At 59.1% G+C, this 20083-nt stretch carries 14 protein-coding genes and 2 pseudogenes; 7 read left to right on the plus strand and 9 right to left on the minus strand.

Going from position 1 to position 20083, the window contains the following annotated elements; genetic code table 11:
- Together EN969_RS00190 and EN969_RS00195 are read left to right on the plus strand one after the other, a co-directional pair.
- Window positions 1-609 (plus strand): 3-oxoacyl-[acyl-carrier-protein] synthase III C-terminal domain-containing protein (locus EN969_RS00190; protein ID WP_281059993.1); only part of this gene is annotated, 609 nt, incomplete at its 5' end.
- 173 nt (window positions 610-782) lie between these two features.
- Entirely contained in the window at window positions 783-2426 is a 1644-nt protein-coding gene (locus tag EN969_RS00195) for an MFS transporter (protein ID WP_063169257.1), read from the plus strand.
- Window positions 2427-2660: 234 nt separating this feature from the next.
- On the opposite strand, the pseudogene hemN reads toward EN969_RS00195, so the two are convergent.
- Window positions 2661-3987, minus strand: a pseudogene (hemN, locus tag EN969_RS00200) (oxygen-independent coproporphyrinogen III oxidase).
- 464 nt (window positions 3988-4451) lie between these two features.
- Window positions 4452-4808, minus strand: coding sequence for a hypothetical protein (locus EN969_RS00205; protein ID WP_024505577.1), 357 nt, complete (start codon window positions 4806-4808; stop codon window positions 4452-4454).
- Between the two features lie 681 nt (window positions 4809-5489).
- Between EN969_RS00205 and EN969_RS00210 the strand changes: the two genes are divergently transcribed.
- The gene (locus EN969_RS00210) at window positions 5490-6629 is read left to right on the plus strand and encodes a porin (protein WP_063169258.1); all 1140 of its coding nucleotides are present in this window, start codon (window positions 5490-5492) and stop codon (window positions 6627-6629) included.
- A gap of 460 nt (window positions 6630-7089) precedes the next feature.
- A complete protein-coding gene (locus EN969_RS00215; protein WP_063169377.1) occupies window positions 7090-8043 on the plus strand; it encodes an IS481 family transposase in 954 nt (317 codons plus the stop codon).
- Window positions 8044-8204: 161 nt separating this feature from the next.
- Here EN969_RS00215 and EN969_RS00220 read toward each other — a convergent pair whose 3' ends face one another.
- Window positions 8205-8477 carry a hypothetical protein gene (locus EN969_RS00220; RefSeq protein ID WP_199489650.1) on the minus strand — a complete coding sequence of 91 codons (273 nt, stop codon included), beginning with the start codon at window positions 8475-8477 and terminating at the stop codon, window positions 8205-8207.
- Between the two features lie 1173 nt (window positions 8478-9650).
- Here EN969_RS00220 and EN969_RS00225 point away from each other — a divergent pair.
- Entirely contained in the window at window positions 9651-10184 is a 534-nt protein-coding gene (locus EN969_RS00225) for a peroxiredoxin (RefSeq protein WP_063169380.1), read from the plus strand.
- A gap of 68 nt (window positions 10185-10252) precedes the next feature.
- The gene (gene rpoN / locus EN969_RS00230) at window positions 10253-11686 is read left to right on the plus strand and encodes an RNA polymerase factor sigma-54 (RefSeq protein WP_063169381.1); all 1434 of its coding nucleotides are present in this window, start codon (window positions 10253-10255) and stop codon (window positions 11684-11686) included.
- On the opposite strand, the gene EN969_RS00235 is transcribed toward rpoN, so the two are convergent.
- The 6 genes and pseudogenes from EN969_RS00235 to EN969_RS00255 form a co-directional block, all read right to left on the minus strand.
- Window positions 11683-12309: a nitrogen fixation protein NifQ gene (locus EN969_RS00235; RefSeq protein ID WP_063169382.1), complete on the minus strand. Its 627-nt coding sequence runs from the start codon at window positions 12307-12309 to the stop codon at window positions 11683-11685. The genes rpoN and EN969_RS00235 overlap by 4 nt on opposite strands.
- The gene (locus tag EN969_RS00240; RefSeq protein WP_063169383.1) at window positions 12296-13348 is read right to left on the minus strand and encodes an LLM class flavin-dependent oxidoreductase; all 1053 of its coding nucleotides are present in this window, start codon (window positions 13346-13348) and stop codon (window positions 12296-12298) included. The genes EN969_RS00235 and EN969_RS00240 overlap by 14 nt, the downstream gene beginning before the upstream one ends.
- A gap of 138 nt (window positions 13349-13486) precedes the next feature.
- Window positions 13487-15088: an SDR family oxidoreductase gene (locus EN969_RS00245; RefSeq protein ID WP_063169384.1), complete on the minus strand. Its 1602-nt coding sequence runs from the start codon at window positions 15086-15088 to the stop codon at window positions 13487-13489.
- Window positions 15089-15236: 148 nt separating this feature from the next.
- Window positions 15237-15824, minus strand: a complete 588-nt coding sequence (locus tag EN969_RS00250; protein WP_050580531.1) for a nuclear transport factor 2 family protein — start codon at window positions 15822-15824, stop codon at window positions 15237-15239.
- Between the two features lie 138 nt (window positions 15825-15962).
- Window positions 15963-16124: pseudogene (locus EN969_RS35730) on the minus strand (ferredoxin); the annotation flags it as partial.
- A complete protein-coding gene (locus EN969_RS00255) occupies window positions 16115-17293 on the minus strand; it encodes a cytochrome P450 (protein ID WP_063169385.1) in 1179 nt (392 codons plus the stop codon). The pseudogene EN969_RS35730 and the gene EN969_RS00255, both read right to left, overlap by 10 nt.
- Window positions 17294-18780: 1487 nt before the next feature.
- Here EN969_RS00255 and EN969_RS00260 point away from each other — a divergent pair.
- Window positions 18781-20013: an MFS transporter gene (locus tag EN969_RS00260; protein WP_063169386.1), complete on the plus strand. Its 1233-nt coding sequence runs from the start codon at window positions 18781-18783 to the stop codon at window positions 20011-20013.
- Window positions 20014-20083 lie beyond the last annotated feature (70 nt).

A 20083-nucleotide genomic window follows, 5' to 3' on the forward strand; every position in this document is an offset into this window, starting at 1 on the left:
GGGTTCACCCGCCTGCACGGCAAAGCGAGCCTTGTCATCGCCGCCAACATCCTCAGCCACCGCATCAATTTGGCCGAGCGCGCCAGCGCCGTGCTGTTTGCCGATGCCGCCGGCGCCATGGTGATCAGTCCTTGCGATGACCCGGATCGAGGCATTCTCGGCGCTTCGGTGGATTCCGACGGCTCGCGCTACGGGCTAATCCAGATTCCCGCCGGGGGAAGCAACACTCCGTTCCATGCCGACCTCGACCTCGCGCAGACACGGATGACGATCACTGACGGCCGTGAAGTATTCAGCAAGGCCGTGGAGATGATGACCGCCTGCTCGAGAGATGCGCTCACTGCTGCCCGACTGAGGCCGCAAGACCTCGATCGTTTCGTGCCGCATCAGGCCAATGCGCGCATTTTCGACGCGGTCGGCAGGAACCTCGGCATCGCTGATCACTCGATCGTCAAGACGATCGCCGAATATGGCAACTCTTCCGCCGCGACGATCCCGCTCTCATTGTCGCTGGCCCATCGGGCGCAGCCGTTTCGGCCTGGCGAGAAAGTCCTCTTGGCGGCAGCGGGTGCGGGTCTCAGCGGCGGCGCGCTTGTGGTGGGAATTTAGCAAAGCAATGCTTGCGCACAGGACTGCTCATGAATGAGACTATGAGAATGGCTCAATACGCAAATAGTCGCCGGCAAGCTCCATAGAGCTGGGGTCCGTGCGGTGCTCCGCGATGTCTAAGTATCGACCCGCTTGCTCAAATCGCAGCGCTCATCGAAGGCCAGCAATACCTCATGCAGAGCGAAAATCCCCAACCGCCCGTTTCAAAGACGCTCGCCCCATTTCGAAACAAGGTGTTTCGCTCAATTTGGGCGGCCACCCAGATTTCCAGCCTCGGTTGGCTAGTGCAAACGGTCGCCATCAGTTGGCTTATGGCAACGATTTCAGCGTCCGACCTCATGGTGGCACTCGTCCAGGCCGCATCCACATTGCCGGTGTTCTTCCTCTCAGTTTTCGCCGGAGCCATTGCCGACAACTTCAGCCGCCGGTGGGTGATGTTTGCGGGACACTGCCTGATAGCATCGGCGTCGACGACGCTGATGATTTCTGTGGGTCTGGGATTTGTCAGTCCTTGGCTGATTCTCGGGTTAGGTTTCCTGGCCGGCTGCGGCTTTGCCTTGAATGATCCGGCTTGGCACGCTTCGGTCGGCGATATCCTTCACAAACGCGACATTCCGGCCGCAGTGACGCTTATGTCCGTCGGATACAACATTGTGCGCAGCGTTGGTCCAGCCTTGGGGGGCGTGATCCTGGCCGTCTTTGGGCCGCTGGCCGCTTTCGCCTTGGCTGCGGTGAGTGATCTGGCGCCCATAAGCGCGATATGGCGCACCAAATGGGAGGTCCGCTCTTCGCCTCTCCCTCGTGAGAGAATGACGACGGCAATTCATGACGGAGTGCGCTTTACGGCGATGTCTTTGGAGATCAGGGCAGCGACCGCCCGAGCCGCTCTTTTCGGGTTGGCAAGCATCTCCATTCTGGCGTTGCTCCCCCTCGTCGTCCGGGATCAGTTGAAGAGTGGGCCAATTGTCTACGGTATCTTATTGGCCGGCTTCGGCATGGGTGCTTTCATCGCGGGTATGGGCAACGGCTTCTTGAGGAAGGTCACGTCTCAAAACAGGCTGGTGGCCTTCGCCTCTGTGGCTTGTGCAGTCTGTTGCCTCTCCCTTGCCCTTACATCGTCGCTTCCTGTGGCGGCCATTTCGCTGGCGCTCGGCGGAGCGGGTTGGCTTATCACCTGGACGGGCATTGACGTGTCGGTGCAGTTGGCAAGCCCAAGGTGGGTTGTAGGCCGCACGCTCTCCATTTACTACGCCTTGAGCGCAGGCGGTATGGCTGCTGGCAGCTGGATCTGGGGTTCTGTCGCGCAAAACTATTCCTTGACCTCAGCATTGGAGGGCGCCGCAGGCGCTCTGTTGCTGGTTGCAGCAGCGGGGATCGTGTTGCCGGTCCGTCCCTGGGAAGAAACCGATCAAGAAAGTTCAGTTTTTCATCCGCCGGACGTGGCTCTCGATCTGAAACCCAGAAGTGGCCCTATCGTGGCCAAGGTCGAGTATTTGATATCGGAGGAAAATATCGAGGCCTTTCTGGGCTCCATGCGCACGCGGCGACACGTCCAGAGCCGTGCCGGTGCACGAAACTGGACGCTCCAGCGAAATCTGCAAACACCGTCACTTTGGACGGAGACATTCCGCACCCCCACCTGGATGGACTTTCTCCGCCTAAATCATCGACTCACCGCAGCAGATAAGGAAGTCGCCCAGCATCTCCTGTCACTGCATGAAGGAGAGGTGCCTCCGCAGACAGTGCTTTCGATTGAACGGACGACCGAGGCAATTCGTACCCGTACCTCGACAATCTTTTCTCGTCCTCCAAGATGACGCCATCAAGCTGCTGTCCAGGGACAGGGTGGATCACCGGTGCTTTGCAGAGCACAGCCTCACACCGAGAGCAGCGTGCTCCGGGTTGTGCGCTTTCGCGCGCACCCAGGCGAGATGATGGTGAACGCGGCGTCAAGTGGAAGTCCCCTGCATACGCTTGCGGAGTCTTCTGCGAGAGCCCATGCCGACGAGCGCCAAACAAGGTCTGATGCCTTTCGGCGTCGTGGCCTCAACTCATCGATTCGCGAGAAAAGCATCGAATGCAGCAGCAACGGCGCGAACAACAAAGCGGTGCTCCGGCCGCACGCGGATGAAGCCGTTTTCGACGTCCAGGATCCCCTCCTCAGCCAGCGTCACCAAACTCTCAACTGAATCGAGAAAACGAGCTGGTTCGATTTCGTGGGCGGCACAGATGGTCGGCACGTCGGCCTCCAAATCGCACATCAGTCGCTCGATGATCGCTGCGCGCACCCGGTCATCGTCGGTCAGACGGTGACCCTTTGATGTCGCCAGACGTCCACTTGCGATGTGCCGGGCGTAAGAATCCCGTGTTACTTCGTTCTGAACATACCCCTCGCGGACTCGGCCAATAGCCGACGCGCCGAAGCCGATCACGTTTTGCAAGTATCGGCCGAGTATCCCAGCGAATTACGCCGTAGGCGCCCGGTCTTCTGGCGCTAGCGCAAGTTCGTCGTCCGGCGGAGCGAAATGATCGAGCCCGATCTCCCGGTAGCCAGCGCCAACCAGTGTCTCGGCGACAGTTGCAGCCTGTTCGGCGCGAAGATCGCCGTCCGGTAGACCTGCCTGCTCGATTAGGCGCTGATTCTTTATCACGGAAGGAATATGCGCGTATCCGAACACCGCAAGCCGGTTGGGGCGCATGGCGACCGCAGCCATCGCGGTCTGGATGCAGGACTGCACAGTCTGTTTCGGTAGACCGAAGATGAGGTCGAAGTTGATATGGCCAACGCCATGCCGGCGGAGATTTTGGACTGCAGCGGCCGTCTGCACCTTACTCTGGATCCGATTGATCGCCTTTGCACATCGGGATCAAAGCTCTGCATCCGATGCTCGCGCGGTTGACACCGTTAGCTGCCAGGGCTTCGGCCATTTCCGGTGTGAACGTTCGGGGATCGATCTCCACGGCGATCGCAGCAGTTTTGCTGAAAGCGAAGTGGCGGCGTAGAAATTCCATCAGCGCCAAGTGCTCGGCTGGCCCGATAAGGTGAGGCGTTCCGCCGCCGAAATGCACATCGCTCACCGGCAGCCCTTGCCGCACTTGCTCCGACACCAAACTGATCTCCTGACGCAGCACCGCTAAATAATTAAGGATCGGGCCGTTGCGACGGATGACCGCGGTAGGGAAGCCGCAATACCAGCACATGGATCGGCAAAACGGAATGTGGAAATAGAGCGACACCGATTCGTCGGCCGGGAGGCCCCCCAGCCATTCCTCATAATCGTCAGCACCAACTGCCGCAGAGAAGTCTGGCACAGTCGGATAGATGGTATACCAAGGCGGCCGGGGGTCCCGGTACTTTGTCAGGATTGAGGTGTGCAAGGAGCTGTCATCCCACGTCGCTCATCCATCATTCTTTCGTTGCGCGCTCGTCCTGGTCTCTGACCTAAGTCAGTGCGTCCCGCTTATGTCGCAGTCTCGTTTGGACAGGATGGGGTCAACCACGCCGGGGAGCGCGCGTGCCATGGTTGCGCCTGAGGTGATGGTGCGGTGCCGCATTCAACGTCTGAGTACGTGACGCCAGTGCAGTGTGCTTGAGGCGTCTGCGGAAGAACTTTGCAATGCGAAATTCATGTCCGACGCAACGGACCTGTCAAGCCTCGTTCAGACGCCATCCAGGTCCAGCCAGCGGCCTTCCCTGCCGGCCGAAAAACCATACCGGCTTTAGCCACCGAGACGCTCTAAAGCTGACGTCGGCTCATTTGATGAAAGGAGGACGCCGCTAGGGGGTGCACAAGGTTCCCCGGCTTGACGTCGCTTCGAGCGAAGAGCGGTGTGGCTTGTCGTCAAGCGCCGGGCAGCGTGCCCCCTACCGATATCCCGAAAAGATCGACCAAGATGGCCATGCCGACGCCACACGCGGTCTGGATGAGGCCGACCATGAAAATGCGATTGGCGCGTTCGTAGATGGGGCGCCGCAAGGAACTCATGTCGAGCAGCATGGACAGCGCTCTCATCTGCAGTGCGATGCCGAGCAGGATCGGCACTACGGCGAACAGATCGTAGAGTTGCCATGGCAAGGGGTTCGCGGCCCAATGAGTGAGGAAGCCGAGGGAAAAGGCAAGCAGGATACCCACGGCAGTGATTGTGCCGTTGCGGAAAATGGTCTCGATCGGTTCTTCCTTCGGATCGTGCTCGTCCAAGCGGCTTCCTTTCGTTGCTCTTTCCGTCGAGACTAAGTTCTCGAGAATACTGTTCATCGCCAATTACTCGAGGCGAGCCGTAGGCAGCCGTTTCAGGGTGCGCTCCCTCTCGCTTCCGGCCGCGCAATGTACCTGCACGGCGAACTTACAGCGGCGAAAAGGTGCTGCGGCCACCATGCGACGCCTCGGACGTGCACGCCCTCTGTTCCTGGCGCAGCCCTTGCGGAGCGTACGCGCAGTGATCCTTCTCGGTAGCGGATGGCGCGGCCTCCGTTGCGGTCAGACGGGAAGCCGTCGCTGTTAAACGAGACTGTCACATATCGAACATGGCGAACCGTGTCGCACATTTCTTTTCGCAGTGACCCTCAAAAAAAGTGATTCCAGCGAGACGAAGGCGCGTCGGCCCGATTTTGGTGTCGGCCGCATCTACGCTTCAGGTTGGCATGTCGCTTGCTGCTCTATTCGGAGAGCTGCAGCGGTCCGACCGGAGTGTTTCACATGTAAACGATAATGAATCTCCTAGCAGAAAACACTATTATAAGTACATGTGGCTTTTACGCTGGCTCACCTCTCGTGTCAAGCGCTTTGGCGTCCACATATTGGAGACAACACGCACAAAATTTAGAGGAAAAGCTTGCTCTTTCGCCTCTATCCTTTTTATTCCTTCATGGAGATCTAGACATGTACATCAAGAGTCCTCTTCTCGGCTTAACTGCTCTGATGACCATTTCCGTCGGTCGAGCAGCTGGCGCCGAGCGGGAACCGGCCGAGTACATCAAGATCTGCGACGTCCTCGGCTCGGGATATTCCTATATTCCCAACACCGAGACCTGCCTGCGCATCGGCGGCTATGTCCGTTACGATATCGGCCTGGGTGACGTCCGATCGTATGACAGCGCAAGAACCTCGGACGTGAGAACTGGCGAGGACCAAGGCACTTGGCGAAACAGCACACGCTTCACGTTCAAAACTTGGACCGGCCAGCAGACCGAGCTCGGCGCGTTGACGACCTATACCGAAACCCAGGTGAATTTTGGCAACAGCGCTAACTCGCATGACAGTCCTCAGAACTATGATTTCAACAGCGGCCTCGCACTGGCTTCTGCCTGGGTCGAGCTGGGAGGCCTGCGAGTTGGCAAGGAGGGGTCGGCCTTCGATACGTTTGCAAGCTACGCTGGCAACGTTCTCGATAGTATGCTCGTTCCGTCGGCCGGCTTCGACACCAACGTGGCTCAGTACCACTTCGACGCCGGCAACGGCATTTCGACTGTGATTTCGCTCGAACAAGGATCGGGCTCAGCCGGTACTATCGACAGCTATATTCCGCACGTTGTCGCCGGCTTGAAATACACGCAAGGCTGGGGCTCGATCATCGGCGTCGCGGCTTATGACAGCAATTACGAAGCTTTTGCCGGCAAGATCCGCGTCGACGTCGCTGTCACAAACCAGCTGTCGCTGTTTGGACTCTTCGGCTACGGTTCCAATGCCAGTCTCAACGAGGACTCAAACGGCGCAATTGCCAATCATGGGCGCGGCTCGTACAAAATCTGGAACGGCCAGTGGGCTTTCTGGGCGGGCGCCACCTACGAGTTTGACGAGAAAACTTCGTTCAACCTTCAGGTCTCGGGTGATCAGCTCAAGGATGCTGGTGTGGCTGCAAACGTCGCCTACATGGTCGTTCCCGGCTTCACGGTCACAGCCGAGGTCGATTACGACCACTACGGCAACTCTGGCCTCGGCCCTGCCGAGCCTACCGCCGTCAAGGGCACGAGCAAGCCGAACAGCGTCGGCGGCATTCTCCGCTTACAAGGCTCATTTTGAAATCTCTCCAGTCGCGAGCATGGCAAAGGCACTTGCCTCGACAACGCACGCATGGAGAGCTTCGTTCGCCATCTTGAAGTCTGCATCGACCGTCCACGGCCCATCGTACCAACTAGAAACTGAAAGTTATGAGCCCTGTGTACTACACCTAGCCCTTGACCTGCCCGATGAACCGGCCAGGGGCCGTCAGTTCAAATTCGGGGCCGTTTAGAGGGCAGTGTGAGGCCGTGTTAGGTAAGCGCCACTGCAATGTCGAGGCCGCGACACGCCTGTCGCTTTGGACGGCTGGAATTGCCCTTCGCGGCGCCATTCATTCTCTCAACATTTACGTGATAATGCACGCTGAGTCCGAGCCGCGTGGCAGCACCCATCCTAGGTGTGAGCTTTCGAGAGGTTGTCCATTCGGACCGGACCGAGGAGACTGGAGTTACCACGCTTCAGCATCCATCGGAGGGTCCGAATGAACATCCACAAGAATGCCCGTCTCACACCGCTGCGTCGAGAGGAGATGGCGTTATCGGTGATAGAAGGCGCTTTTTCCAAAGCCCATGCGGCGCGCGTCTATGGCGTGTCGGCCAAGATCGTGGCGCGCTGGGTCGAGCGCTATAAGACCAAAGGGCGGGCCGGCATGGTCGACCGCTCGTCGCGGCCCACCGTCATGCCGAGCCTGACCGAACAGTCCGTGGCCGAGCGCATCGCAGCCTTGCGTCGCCAGCGGCTGACCGGCAAGCACATCGCCCATGAGGTCGGCGTCTCGCCCGCCACCGTCAGCCGGGTTCTCAAGCGTGCCGGGCTGTCGCGGCTCAGGGATATCGAGCCGGCCGAACCGGTCCGGCGCTACGAGCGGGAGCATCCCGGCGAGATGATCCATATCGACATCAAGAAGCTCGGCCGCTTCAGCCAAGTCGGCCATCGTATCACCGGCGATCCGCAAAAGGGCAAGTCGCGCGGCGCCGGCTGGGAGTTCGTCCATGTCTGCATCGACGACGCGTCCCGCATCGCCTTCTCGCAAATCCTGCCCGACGAGAAAAAGGAGTGCGCCATCGCCTTCCTCAAGGCCGCGGTCGCCTATTACGCCAGCCTCGGCGTCACGATAGCCCGCGTCATGACCGACAACGGCTCCTGCTACAGATCAAAGGCCTTCGCCAAGGCCTGCCGCGATCTCGGCCTCAAGCACGTCACGACAAGACCCTATACGCCCAAGACCAATGGCAAGGCCGAGCGCTTCATCCAGACAGCACTGCGCGAATGGGCCTACGCCATTGCCTATCCGACATCCGATCATCGTGCCGCCGAACTGCCTGTCTGGCTGCACAGATACAATTGGCATCGTCCACATGGCAGCCTAAAGTCAAAAACGCCTATCAGTCGCCTCGCCCTGATCGAGGACAACCTGTTGAAGCTCCACAACTAGGTCGTCCAGCATCACAGTGAACCGCGTACGTAGTATTTTGTCGTAGGCGGCATTCTGGATAGCCGGATACGGGCTCTTCACCCGCTGCACCACCGATTGCGGGATGATGTCGCGAGAAACATTCACGGATTTCGTGAAAAAAGTGTACCCGCCGAAGAGCCCTACTCGCGGGGGCGGTGCAGCACCACCTCGGTGTCACTGCTCGTGTTCATGCGATGGACTAGGCCGGCCAGCTGTTGACGCAGCTCGCGGTAGTTGTAAGTCTCACCCGTGTAGACGAGCACCAAGTCAGGTCGGCCATCCCCCTGGAGCATCCTCGGCTGGCGGCCGCCCTGGATATCGATGATTGCCAGGCGGTGGTGTCCCAGCGCCGCAGGCCCGCCGATCCAAGTCCCCTCGTCGTCCGGACCGTGGTTCGCTATGGTGGCCGTCATATCGGCAAGCTCCCTTCGCGCATCGGGACCTCCGAGGTCTCGATTGAAGTCGATCCATTCACAGATGCCGCACAGGTTATGTCGCCGCATTTGGGCGAAGCAGATATAAGGCCAGTGGGAAACCATCGAGGCAAAGTGACGGATCTAGCCCAGCTACGATCCGCATCCGACATTGTCGGACATCGGACAGCACCGCGATTCGCTGCATAGGAAGCCTGGAGTCGCGATTTCCCCTGGGGGAATCAGCGCATGAAAGGAGAGCTGGGTCGTGTCTGCCGAAATGAGAAATTGCTCCCCCTTATTGCATCACCGAGGAATGTTACCCAGCGCGATAGACGGACATGCCCTATCTCCCCCCGTTGCAGCTGAGGGAGATAGGGGCCAGCTCTTCATTCAACCCTCATGGAGGATGATCAGCCCAGCCATTTCCATGCGCCGGCCTTCACAAGCCGTGCACCATTCAGGTTCTTTTCCTTGAAGCGCGACGATCCTTGTCAGACGTCGCAACACTTGCTGCCGAGAGCACGAGCTCTTCCTCGAGCATGCCTTGATCTGCGCCTCGAACGGCTCGCACATGCTGGGTTTCAACGACTTCGCAGAGGTTGATATTCTGCAGTGACTTCGTCTCGCTGCTGCACGGCATTGACGCTGGGAGCCATGCTCGCGTGGCGCAATTGTGCTGAAGCCGGTGCCCACGGCAACGTTTCTTAACCCGCCCCAGATCCTGGCGTTTGGCTATTTCCGACATTCGTGTCCGGCTTCGGACAAAGGCCGGGTTTGCCGAACGGAGTCGCACCCAATTTCCAGTGCTGCTTGAGCAATAATATCGACCGGCATTACTGCACAACACGAAAGTTGCTGCAAAAACCGAAGTGAACCCAAGGCATCGGGTCAATTGGCATGGCGCTTGCGACTCGGTCGATAGAACGCAGTCAAAATCACGGTTGCAGACCATGCCTACCTCTCAAAGCTCGATAAAGCACGCGAGCAAAATTCCCCGTCTCCGCGGAAGCTCGTCGCCGTTAAACGTGCCTGCTCGGGGGCGGTCTTGCACAAGACCGGTCCGAGGCAACCACGCCAAGGCGCGAGGCTGCCGGAACTGTCGACCGAAGTCGATGCCGCTTCAGTTTAACCGAAAAATGCACCGTACCACTTTGGCCTGGAAGCAAATCAATGACCTATAGAAAGAACGTTCCTCTCGTGACCTTTCGCACGCGTGTTCGCGATGAGTCGATCGGGGGGCCAAATCCTTATCAGTGGGAGAACAAGACCTCCGACGATTATTTCGGGGGCAAGCGCATCATCCTGTTCTCGCTGCCTGGCGCCTTCACCCCGACCTGCTCGACCTTCCAACTGCCCGATTTCGAAAAACTCTATGATCAATTTCTGGAACTGCGAATTGACGCGATCTACTGCGTCTCGGTCAACGATGCTTTCGTCATGAATGCGTGGGGAAAGTCCTTGGGGCTGCAGAAGATCGAGCTGATCCCAGACGGGTCGGGCGAGTTCACGCGCAAAATGGGCATGCTGGTCGCGAAGGACAATCTGGGCTTTGGCATGCGCTCCTGGCGATACGCCGCTCTGATCGACGATGGCGTGGTGGAGCAGTGGTTCGAGGAGGAAGGCTTCTGTGACAACTGCGAGACGGACCCCTATGGCGTTTCATCCCCGCAAAACGTTCTCGACAAATTGAAGGCGGCGGCATGACCCAGAAGTGGAAAGTCTCACACAACCCAAGCACACACTAGAGCCTCCTCGGCAGATCACGGTTCAACATGCATCTCTCAGCAAGCCTGCTTCAACGCCAGAAGCAACGTATGGTCTTATCGCCTCAAGCCATTGAAGCTATTCGCTTGCTGCGATTGACGCATACTGAACTCCATCAGCTCGTGCAGCAGGCACTCGAGAAGAACCCCGTTTTGAAGCCTGACCCGTTTGACGACGATTCGCCGCTGCCAGGGGTGGATCAGCGGAGCAGTCAAAGCAGAAGCGAAATCGGCGAATCGCCCATTGGCGGGCCGTCTGGCGGGCGCGGGCAATGGAAGTCGCAACGCAGTAGCGGCAACGATCGACCTGCCGTCGAGGAGTTTACCGCCCACACCGAAACATTGCACGACCATGTCGCCCGCCAGGTCGCCCTCAACCCGTTCACCCCCCAGGAGCGGCTGATTGCCGGACAGCTCGCCGCTCATCTGGAGGACACTGGCTATCTTCAGGTAAACCTTTTCGATCTGGCCAGGACGTTAAACGTTCGGCAAGCTGATGTGGAACGGGTCATCGGAATCTTGCAGCAATTTGATCCGCCGGGCATTTTTGCGCGAACTCTCAGCGAATGCCTGGAGATTCAGCTGCGCCAGCAAGACCGGTTCGACCCGGCTATGGCAGCTTTGGTCGCCAATCTCGAGATGCTTGCACGGGGGGATTTTCAGGGATTGAAGCAGCGTTGCGGAGTCGACGAGGAGGATCTCCTCGACATGAGGAACGAAATCCGCGCGCTCGATCCCAAGCCTGGAGACCGGTTCCAGTCCGGGACGCCGGAAACCATCGTACCGGACGTCTGGGTAATGCCCAAGTCCGAAGGTGGATGGCGGGTGGAGCTTGATCCGGCCACGCTGCCCAAAGTGTTGATCAACCACACCTATGTCGCCGAAATCTCGCAGCTGACCAAGCAAAATCCGGAAGGCAAAGCGTTTCTCGACAATTGCCAGGAAAAAGGGAACTGGCTGATCAGCAGTCTCAAGCAGCGCGCTAAGACGATCCTTAAGGTTGCGACCGAAATCGTGCGCCAGCAGGATGCCTTTTTTACACACGGCGCCGCCCATCTGCGGCCTCTCTGTCTCAAAAATGTCGCTGACGAGATCGGCATGCACGAGTCGACGGTAAGCCGGGTGACTTCGAACAGGTACATGTTGACTCCGCGCGGGGTGTTCGAGCTGAAGTATTTTTTCGCTGCGCCAATCGCATCCTGCGAGGGCGGCGATGCGCACTCCGCCAAAGCTGTCTGCCATCGGATCAAGGCAATCATAGCCGAAGAATCGCTCGACAAGGTACATTCCGACGAAGACATCGTTGCTCAACTCAAGGAGACCGGCATCGATGTCGCTCGCCGTACCGTCACCAAATATCGCGAGGCGATGAACATCCCTTCCTCCATACGACGGCGCCGCGATAAGCGTTTGTCCGCAGCTGCGATCAAGCGAAGTGACTAACCGACATTCGTGGTCGGCGAGAGGCGACTCTCAACTTCCTCCGGGCCGAAGCAGCTTTCGAAGTCATGGCATTCCCCGCAACTGGGTGCTGTGCATGACGAAAAGCCTTCGGCCTCACACAGCTTGCGGTAAAAGTACTTTTTCCATTTCATGTTTTCTGTGTTGCCTGCCGCCAGCGCGGGAAAATGTCTGGCAAGCAGGCGGCTGAGCTCAGCGCGATTTGAGAGGCCAAGATCCCGCCAAAGATGGTCCATGCGCATCGCACGCCGGGCGATGATCTTGGCCAAGCGGGCGCTCGCCGGGTCGGCCGGCGCAGCATGCGCTAGCAGCAGCCGGCGTAGCAGTTCCTCTTCCAGTTCCGGCTCGGGCTCGCTCAACTCCTCCAAAGCGAATACGCTGCTGGAGGTAGACGGGAAAGTTGCGGCCAAGACATCACGCAATTCGACAGACGAAAGGCCTGTCCCCTCCGTCGCCAACACCTCGCCCGCCTGGACCTCCTCAAGCGAACGTGAATGTACGCAGGGCAGCACATGCTGATCGAAGCTCCTCCCTAGCTCGGACCCACGCCATTGCGCGCTGGATAGGCAGCCATCATCGTAACGGCCGGCTTCAGCTTCCGGCATGACAAAGCGCCTTGTTGACCGCAGGGATGATCTTGTCGCCCCAGAGCTCGATCTGGCGCAGCATCGTCTTTTGGTCGAAGTCGCCCAATTGAGTCTGAACTGCGATCTGGTCCGGTTTCAAGATATCGATCTCTTCCAGCAGGCGATCAATCACGCGATTTACGCTGCCAATCGGCAAATTTTTGCGCATGGTCTCGAAGGACAGATCCTGCTGGGTCGGTGTCTCCTGCAGCAGGTAGCCATCGTGGCTCTGTTGGCGACGCTGATGCAGGGCTTCAGAAAGCCGGCGCTGGAAGCGGGCATTGTCGAGATAGCTGTTGATCTCCAACTCGTCGTGGCTGGCATAGCAGCAGCGCAGCAGCGATATCTTGACGTCGGTGACGTTCTTTTCCTCGGATGCCGCCGCCCTCTCGACTGATTCACGCAGTGTGGTCAAAGTCTCTAAGCCGTCGTGGAAGGCTGTGACAAAAAAATTGTGCCCCTCGCGGTAGGCCCGAGCCATCCGTGCGGCTCCGCCAGCGATCCAGATAGGCGGCGTCGGCTGCTGGACTGTGCGGACCGAAATCGCTGTTGGGGGGATCTTCTCATACTGGCCGTCGTGTTCGAAGACGTTTTGGTTGAGGCCCTTGAGAATGATGTCCAGGTATTCCGAAAAGACGGCCGGCGCCTCATCGATGTCCACGCCGAACCGTTCGAACTCGAACTGCTGGTATCCCAAGCCTACGCCGAGCTCGAGACGGCCGTTCGCAACGATGTCGGCGAAGCCGATCTCGGACAGCAGGCGCTGCGGTTGGTAAAGCGGCAGCACGCAGACGGCAGTGCCCAGGCGAATCGTGCTTGTCAAGCCGCCGCAGTGCGCCACCATCATCAGCGGGGATGGTATGAGGCTGTAATTGTTGAAGTGGTGCTCAGCAAACCACGCGGTGTTGAACCCAGCCTGCTCCGAAGCGACGGCCTGTTCGATGGAGTTGCGGATGACGCTTTCTGAGGATTGGTGATAGCCACGCTGGGCGGCCAGAATGAAAGTGGCAAATTCCATGATTTCTCCTCGTTATAGACACGTCAGCCGACCGGGAATGTGCTCGGCATGCGCATGCTTGGATCTCAAGCACCTCAGGTGCGTCGTGGAGCCGAGGCTTCATAATGCTCGGCCGGTCGCCCTGCGAAGGCCTGGCAATTAACCTGCGGCCTCCGCAAAACATTCGTCATAGAGCTCGCTGGCGTTTCCCGCATCACCGAACGAGGTCCAGCCGCCGTCCACGTAGAGGATCGAGCCGTTGATGTATGAGGCGTCAGACGAAGCAAGGAAGAACGATGCATCTGCGACGTCTTCTGGCCGTCCCATCCTGCCCATGGGGATGCGTCGTCCGATTGCTGTCAGGTCGATGCGGCCGGCTTTGGCCAACTGAGCAAGTGCGGGCGTGCGGATGTGGCCAGGAGCGACGGTGGCTGTCCGAATTCCGACCGGCCCGAGTTCGGCCGCCATGCAACGGGTCAGCATATCCATCCCCGCCTTGGAGGCGCCGTAGGCATGGCGCGGCGCGAACGGCAGAAAGCTGTCGATCGACCCGAGATTGAGGATCACGCCGCCCGGGCGCATAGCCTTGATCGCTTCGCGCGCGCAGGTGAAGGCGCCGGTAAGGTTGACATCCAGGACGTGTTCGAGCTGTTTCGACAGTTGCTCGATCGCAGGCACAATCCTGTCGGCGGTATCAGCACTATTGACCAGAACATCGATATACCCGAAGCGTCCCCTCAGTTCTTCGAACATCGACACCACATCGCTCTCGACGGCCACGTCCAGCGATTTCGCCAGATGCTTGCCGGGGAGCGATGTAGCCAGCTCTGCCGCTGCAGTGCCATCTTTATCAGCAATCACGACGGTGTCGCCGTTCGCGGCAAAGCGGCGAGCGACGGCCGCGCCAATGCTTTTTGCGCCACCGGTGACGAGCACGATTCGCGCATCTGTGCATTCGGCCGGACAGGAGAGCTCGGCTTGGAGCGCACCATCCACCGGCGGGTGAGCATCCCCCGGCTGGTTGAATGACATCCAGCCTCCGTCGACTGCCAGCACCGAGCCGGTGATGTAGCGCGCCTGCGTGCTGCTCAGAAAACGCACGACCCTGGCGATCTCGTCGGGGCGAGCCAAGCGCCCCATCGGCACGCGGCGGCGTATCGCCGCGAGGTCCATTTTGCCAGCGCGTGCCAGTTCTGTGACCATTGGGGTGCGGACGGAGCCCGGCGCCACCGCCGTGACGCGGATTCCTCGCATAGCCCACTCGCATGCAAGGGACTTTGTCAACGAGATCACGCCAGCTTTCGAGGCTGCGTAGGCGTTGCGCCTGGGATTGCCGACCACGCCCGCCATCGAAGCCACATTGACGATCGCACCGCCCGGCTTCATGCGCCGCGCCGCTTCCCGGGCCATAACGAATGGCCCAATAAGGTTCACTGTCACGCCGCGTCGGAAGGTATCGACAGCGGTGTCGATGATCCTATCCATCGTGGGTCCAACCGCCGCATTGTTGATGAGGACATCGATTTGCGCGAACCGTGCTTCGACCTGGCCGAAAAGTGAGAGCATGTCCTTCTCTCGCGACACATCGCACTCCAGACCGACGTGCGGCGACCCGAGATCCCGAGCCAGTTCAACCACACCACTGCCCGGAAGGTCCACCGCAACTACAGTGTCTCCGTCCGCGGCAAGGATATCGACCAGGGCACGGCCGATCCCGCCCGCAGCGCCTGTGATGATTACGGTGCGTGCTGCCAGTTTCACGAGAGCTTCTCCACGATGACCGCTTGTGATCTCAGCCCATCAACCTTGGGCGGAATGAAGGGCCGAGCCAAATCGTTGCAGTGACCGCCAGTCGCGGCCCCACACAGATGTCGTTCCCGTAGGGCGCTCATCCTCCATTCCTACCCACTTATGCAGCTCCCAGTTGGGGACCCTCGACGCCATCTTGGTCGGTGGGGATGTGACCCTTGAGCAACTGGTAGATGGGATCGTCTGGATGTGGTGCTCCAATCGGCTGTCGCCGGCCGAACCTATCTGCCTCAAGAATCGCTGGCGGGATTTGCTCCTCAACCCAATCGTAGACGACTGTCCGTTCCGCAATTCGCCACTCGTCCTGCCTCTTCTGAAACAGATCGCAGTAACGGCCGCAAAGCAGCGTCTGACGTATTTCTTGGTCTGTATCCGGTCCGCGTTGCAGCGCGGTGAAATAGCTCTCGACCGCGGCCTCTGCTGAACTGATGAAGTCGATCAGGCTGTTCGTGATTTGATGGATGTTACGGTGCCCCGGCAGACCGAGAGCAAATTGGATGAAGTCCTCTGCCGGTCCGCAATAGGGACCGTGCCTGTCATACGCTTCGGGCCAGTATGCGCTACGCAGCGCCGCCTCATCGGCGCGGTCTATCCCGCGGCAGTACCGATACAGGCAGTTGCGGATCGCCTCTCGGTCACGCAGTTCGGTAATTTTCGCGTGGTCGACAGGGTCTGTCGCGAATTGTATGATTGTTTTGTCCTTCCCGATGCCAGTCTGCACTTTGCGTGTGTCTCTCTCTACAACTGAGTTAGCGGGGGGCTCGTCAACTTCCAGAGCTTGTTCGGGGCAGGCTCGTACCCCTTTTGAGGCAAGCAGTTGCTCCCCATCGGCAACATCAATATCACCGGGCAAGATGTAGCCGGCGTCATCAAGCTTGAAGACTCTCGGCGCCCGCGCCCAGCAGCGCGCATGACCCTGGCATCTGGCTTTATGTACGACGACACGCATAGCGAACTCCAATGTCGTTGGCTGAAACTTCAGGACCATTCCAGGATCAGATTCTCGATCCCGAACACATGGCCGCCGAAGGTGATAGGTTCAGTCCCTGTCTTGATCCGAAAGGCTGGGATGCGCGCCAGCCACTCCTCCAGGCCAATGACAATCTCCCGCCGGGCAAGGTGTGAGCCAAGACAACGATGGGGACCATAGCCAAAGGCAGCGTGCCGGTTGTCCTCGCGCGCCAGATCGATCTCATTCGGGCATTCGAATTCCGCCGGGTCACGATTGGCAATCATCGTGGCACAGGAAACATAATCTCCCTTGCGGATCGGCGCGCCTTTGAAGTCGACATCCTTCGTTGCCACTCGGATCATCTGAATGGTCGAATAGGCGCGCAGCAATTCTTCCGCAGCGACGGCAATCCGGTCAGGTTCGCTTCGTAGCAATTCCTGATCTTTGGGGTTGCGCGCGAGATGGGCCAAGTCGAAGCATATGGCTGCTGAGACCGTGTCGAGTCCCGCGACGAACACAAGCACGCCGATGCCACGGACTTCTTCGTCACTGAGCAGACGACCCTCGACCTTTGCCTTCACGATGAAGGTCATGAAATCATCGACCGGCTCCTTGCGGCGCTCGGTGGCAAGTTCGTCGATGAAGGCCACGATCGTCCGGGCTGCGGGTGGTCGTTGCTCCTTATCGCCGTGGAGCAGATCTCTAGCCCAGCCGACAAATGTTTCTAGTCCGTTGTCCGAAAGCCCAATAAAGCGAAGGAAGATATTGACCGCGAACGGAACTGCAAAATCCTTCATGATGTCGCAGCTCGTGCCTGATGCGGCGATCCTGTCGATCAGCTTGATCGCTCGTTCCCGGACAGCCGGCTCCAATGCCATTACCCGCTTTGGCGAAAGCAGCGGATTGAGCAGTGAGCGAAAAACACCGTGGAATGGCGGATCGAGCTCAAGCGGGATCATCGGCCAGCTCTCGCCGAGCACAGAGGCGAAGATGCTGCGATGGCTGGAAAACGTTTCGGTGTCCTGCAGCACCCGGCGCTGGTCGCTCGCGCGAGTGATGACCCAGGTACCCCGACCGTCGCGCGTGTTGCTGGTTGAATAAAAGATCGGAGGCCCGGCATGAACGCAAGCAACCGCTGCATGCGGATCCCCGTTAGCCGTCGGCAACATGCCGGGCGACGTAAACAGGTTGAAGTCCCTCACCATTTCGGGCGGGACATGATCTGGAACCGGCCGCGATTTAACCGCGCCAGAATCGAGAGACCGTTCATGAGATGCTGTCGGCATTTGCATGCAATCGTCGGTGCAAGCTCCGTGCCGAATTCGTCTTTCGATAATCCTTGCCGTTTGCTGGGCAACAGGTGGCGCCTGCGCTGACTTGCTGGTCGGGATTGCAACATTCTTGTCCAGCGTCGGACACAGAATGTAGAATGCTAGACAGCGACTTGGAGCAACTCAACTGGTGGGATCGCTAGCCGATCATGTGCCCGGGGAGCATCCAGTTCGAAAGCTTGCGCTAAGCGGCTTGGTGACTTGGCCGAGGTCACCAGGTGGAAACGACCAACACTTGGGGTGAGCCTAGTGGCGCTCCCCTCGATGATGTCTGGCGGGGTGGTTAGCCGCCTCCGTAGGACAAGATCAGTCTACACGAATGGACTATAGCCTCTCCTCGCATGCCTCATTGGCCGTCCTTCAGAGCCGGCCACACGAGCTTTTGTCTTTCAGCAGGGCGTTTTTCTCGCCAGCTACAGAGCCACACCGACGCCATTAATGAGCGTCCAGTCGACGGGTTGGATGGCCCTGTCCATCTTGCCCAGCACCTTGGCTTAGCATTTGCCGGTGCGGCGGAAGCCTTCAAGACGCAGTTCTTGACCTTCTCCAGATCAGCCTCGGATGGATATCGGCAAGGGTTCAGCTCGTCCTTTTGAACTTGCGCATCTTCGTGTTGGCCAACCCCAGGCCGCCCGACATATTTGCGGTCTATCCGGCACCTCAACTTCGAACAACCTTGCGGCAAGCTCTTGGGATAGCCCACGCTCGTGCCTCCACCACCCGCTCAGCAGAGCCAGATTTGTCGTTGATGGCACGGAACTTGCGGAGTCATTCGCAGATGCGTCACGGACCGAGAGTGTCGTCCCATGAATTCGATCACCAAAAAGGCCGCCCGACGTTGCTGGGACCGCCTGCAATTACCTTATCCCAGAATTGGGAGCAACGGCTTCAAAAGGGATAACTCATCACCTCAATTTTGTCGATCGCGCGGCCATCGAACCGCAGCCATCGATCAGACTTCCGCCTCGTTGCACTCATTGCGACCGCCTTGGTGCTTGCGACAACCGCTCAATTCTGGCTGCCAGGATAACCACATATGGCGACGGAACTTCCTGCTTCAAAGCAATATAGAGATCGTCGATCATCCCCCCATCAAGGCCTCGATCGAGGACACCGCGTTCGGCTTGCTTGGTTCGCAGTGAACAGACCGCACTTCGACGAATGCGATCGATGCGACCGCGCCGAGAACTCTCCCGCATTGTCGACGGTTGGGTCCGTCGGCCCTCCGATGAGGCCTCGGATGCGTCGGGCTCCGAGGCCTCGACTGATGCCGACTGGCCGCCGCCGGAAGGTCTCGCGGCTTTGATCCCCGGCGATGTAGCCACCCCTGCTGCAACAGCTCCTAGCCGGAGAACTCATTCATGACCGAATCGGCGACAGATTTAGTGGACGCGGCTTTGTTCGACCGAGATCGGCTTGACCCAGAAAGTCCCTATCAACGTTCTGGCCCTGCATGGGGTGCCATCATTTCGCTTTCCTTCGGCACCTTCGGGCTTGTGACGGCAGAGTTTCTGCCCGCCAGCGTTCTGACACCGCTCGCGCATGATCTCCGTATCACCACGGGCACGGCTGGACAGGCGCTAACAGCGGCCGCAATCGTCGCGGCGATCTCGGCACCGATAATCGCCATCGTGACAAAGCGTCTGGACCGCAGGGTCGTCATCTGGGCGATGACGCTCCTGCTGATCCTGTCGAACGTTCTGGCGGAGGTTGCGGGGTCGCTGCCGGTTTTGCTGGCGGCACGCGTCGTCCTTGGCATATCGCTTGGTGGTTTTTGGTCAATTTCGGCAGCGTTGGCGATGCGGCTGGTTCCAAGTCACCTCATGCCGCGCGCCATGTCGGTCATCCTCACCGGCGTTTCTGTCGCCTCCGTCTGCGCGGCTCCAATCGGCGCTTATGTCGGTGACATTTGGGGATGGCGAGCCTCGTTCAAGGTCGCCGCAATCGTGAGTGCCGTTGCGCTGCTCGTGCAACTCGTAACCATTCCGCCACTGCCTCCGATCGAAGTGCGCAGATTCCGCAGTCCGCTGGATGTCGCGAAGAATCCGGCGATGAAGGTTGCGGTGCTAGTCGTGCTATTGGTCGCTTCCGGCCATTTTGCCAGCTTCGCCTACATCCGCGCCTTTCTCGAGAGCGTTCCTGCGCTCGACAAGAAGTCAATCCCGCTCGTGTTCCTTGCTTTTGGCACGGCCGGCGTCTTCGGCAATTTAGCCGGCGCATTCCTCACCAAACACAGTCTCAAGGCGGTCGCGGCCCTGCCGCCCCTGCTCATTGCCGTAGCCGCTGTCTCGCTCCTGACCATGAGAGCATCGGCCTTGACCTCGGCAATTGCAGTTGCCGTATGGGGCTTTGCTTTTGGCGCGGTCCCGGTCGGATTGCAGACATGGATGGTGCTACGCGCCGCTCCGAAACAGGCCGAGAGCGCTGGTGTACTGATGGTCATAACCTTCCAAGTGGCCATCGCAGCCGGCACAACTTGCGGTGGCCTATTGGTGGATCACACGGGTATTGCCAGTGTCTTTGTCTACAGCGCGGTTGCCACGTTCCTCGCTGTCTTGACAGTATTTTTGCTCGGCCCGAACCGCAAAACCTGACCGCCTGGTGGGGAGTGACGGTCGGCGGCGTTCACGCTATTGTCACCTCTGAGCTCGGCCCAAAGGCCGC

This window comes from Mesorhizobium sp. M7A.F.Ca.CA.003.01.2.1, from assembly GCF_003998945.1.
GTDB classification, from domain to species: domain Bacteria; phylum Pseudomonadota; class Alphaproteobacteria; order Rhizobiales; family Rhizobiaceae; genus Mesorhizobium; species Mesorhizobium ciceri.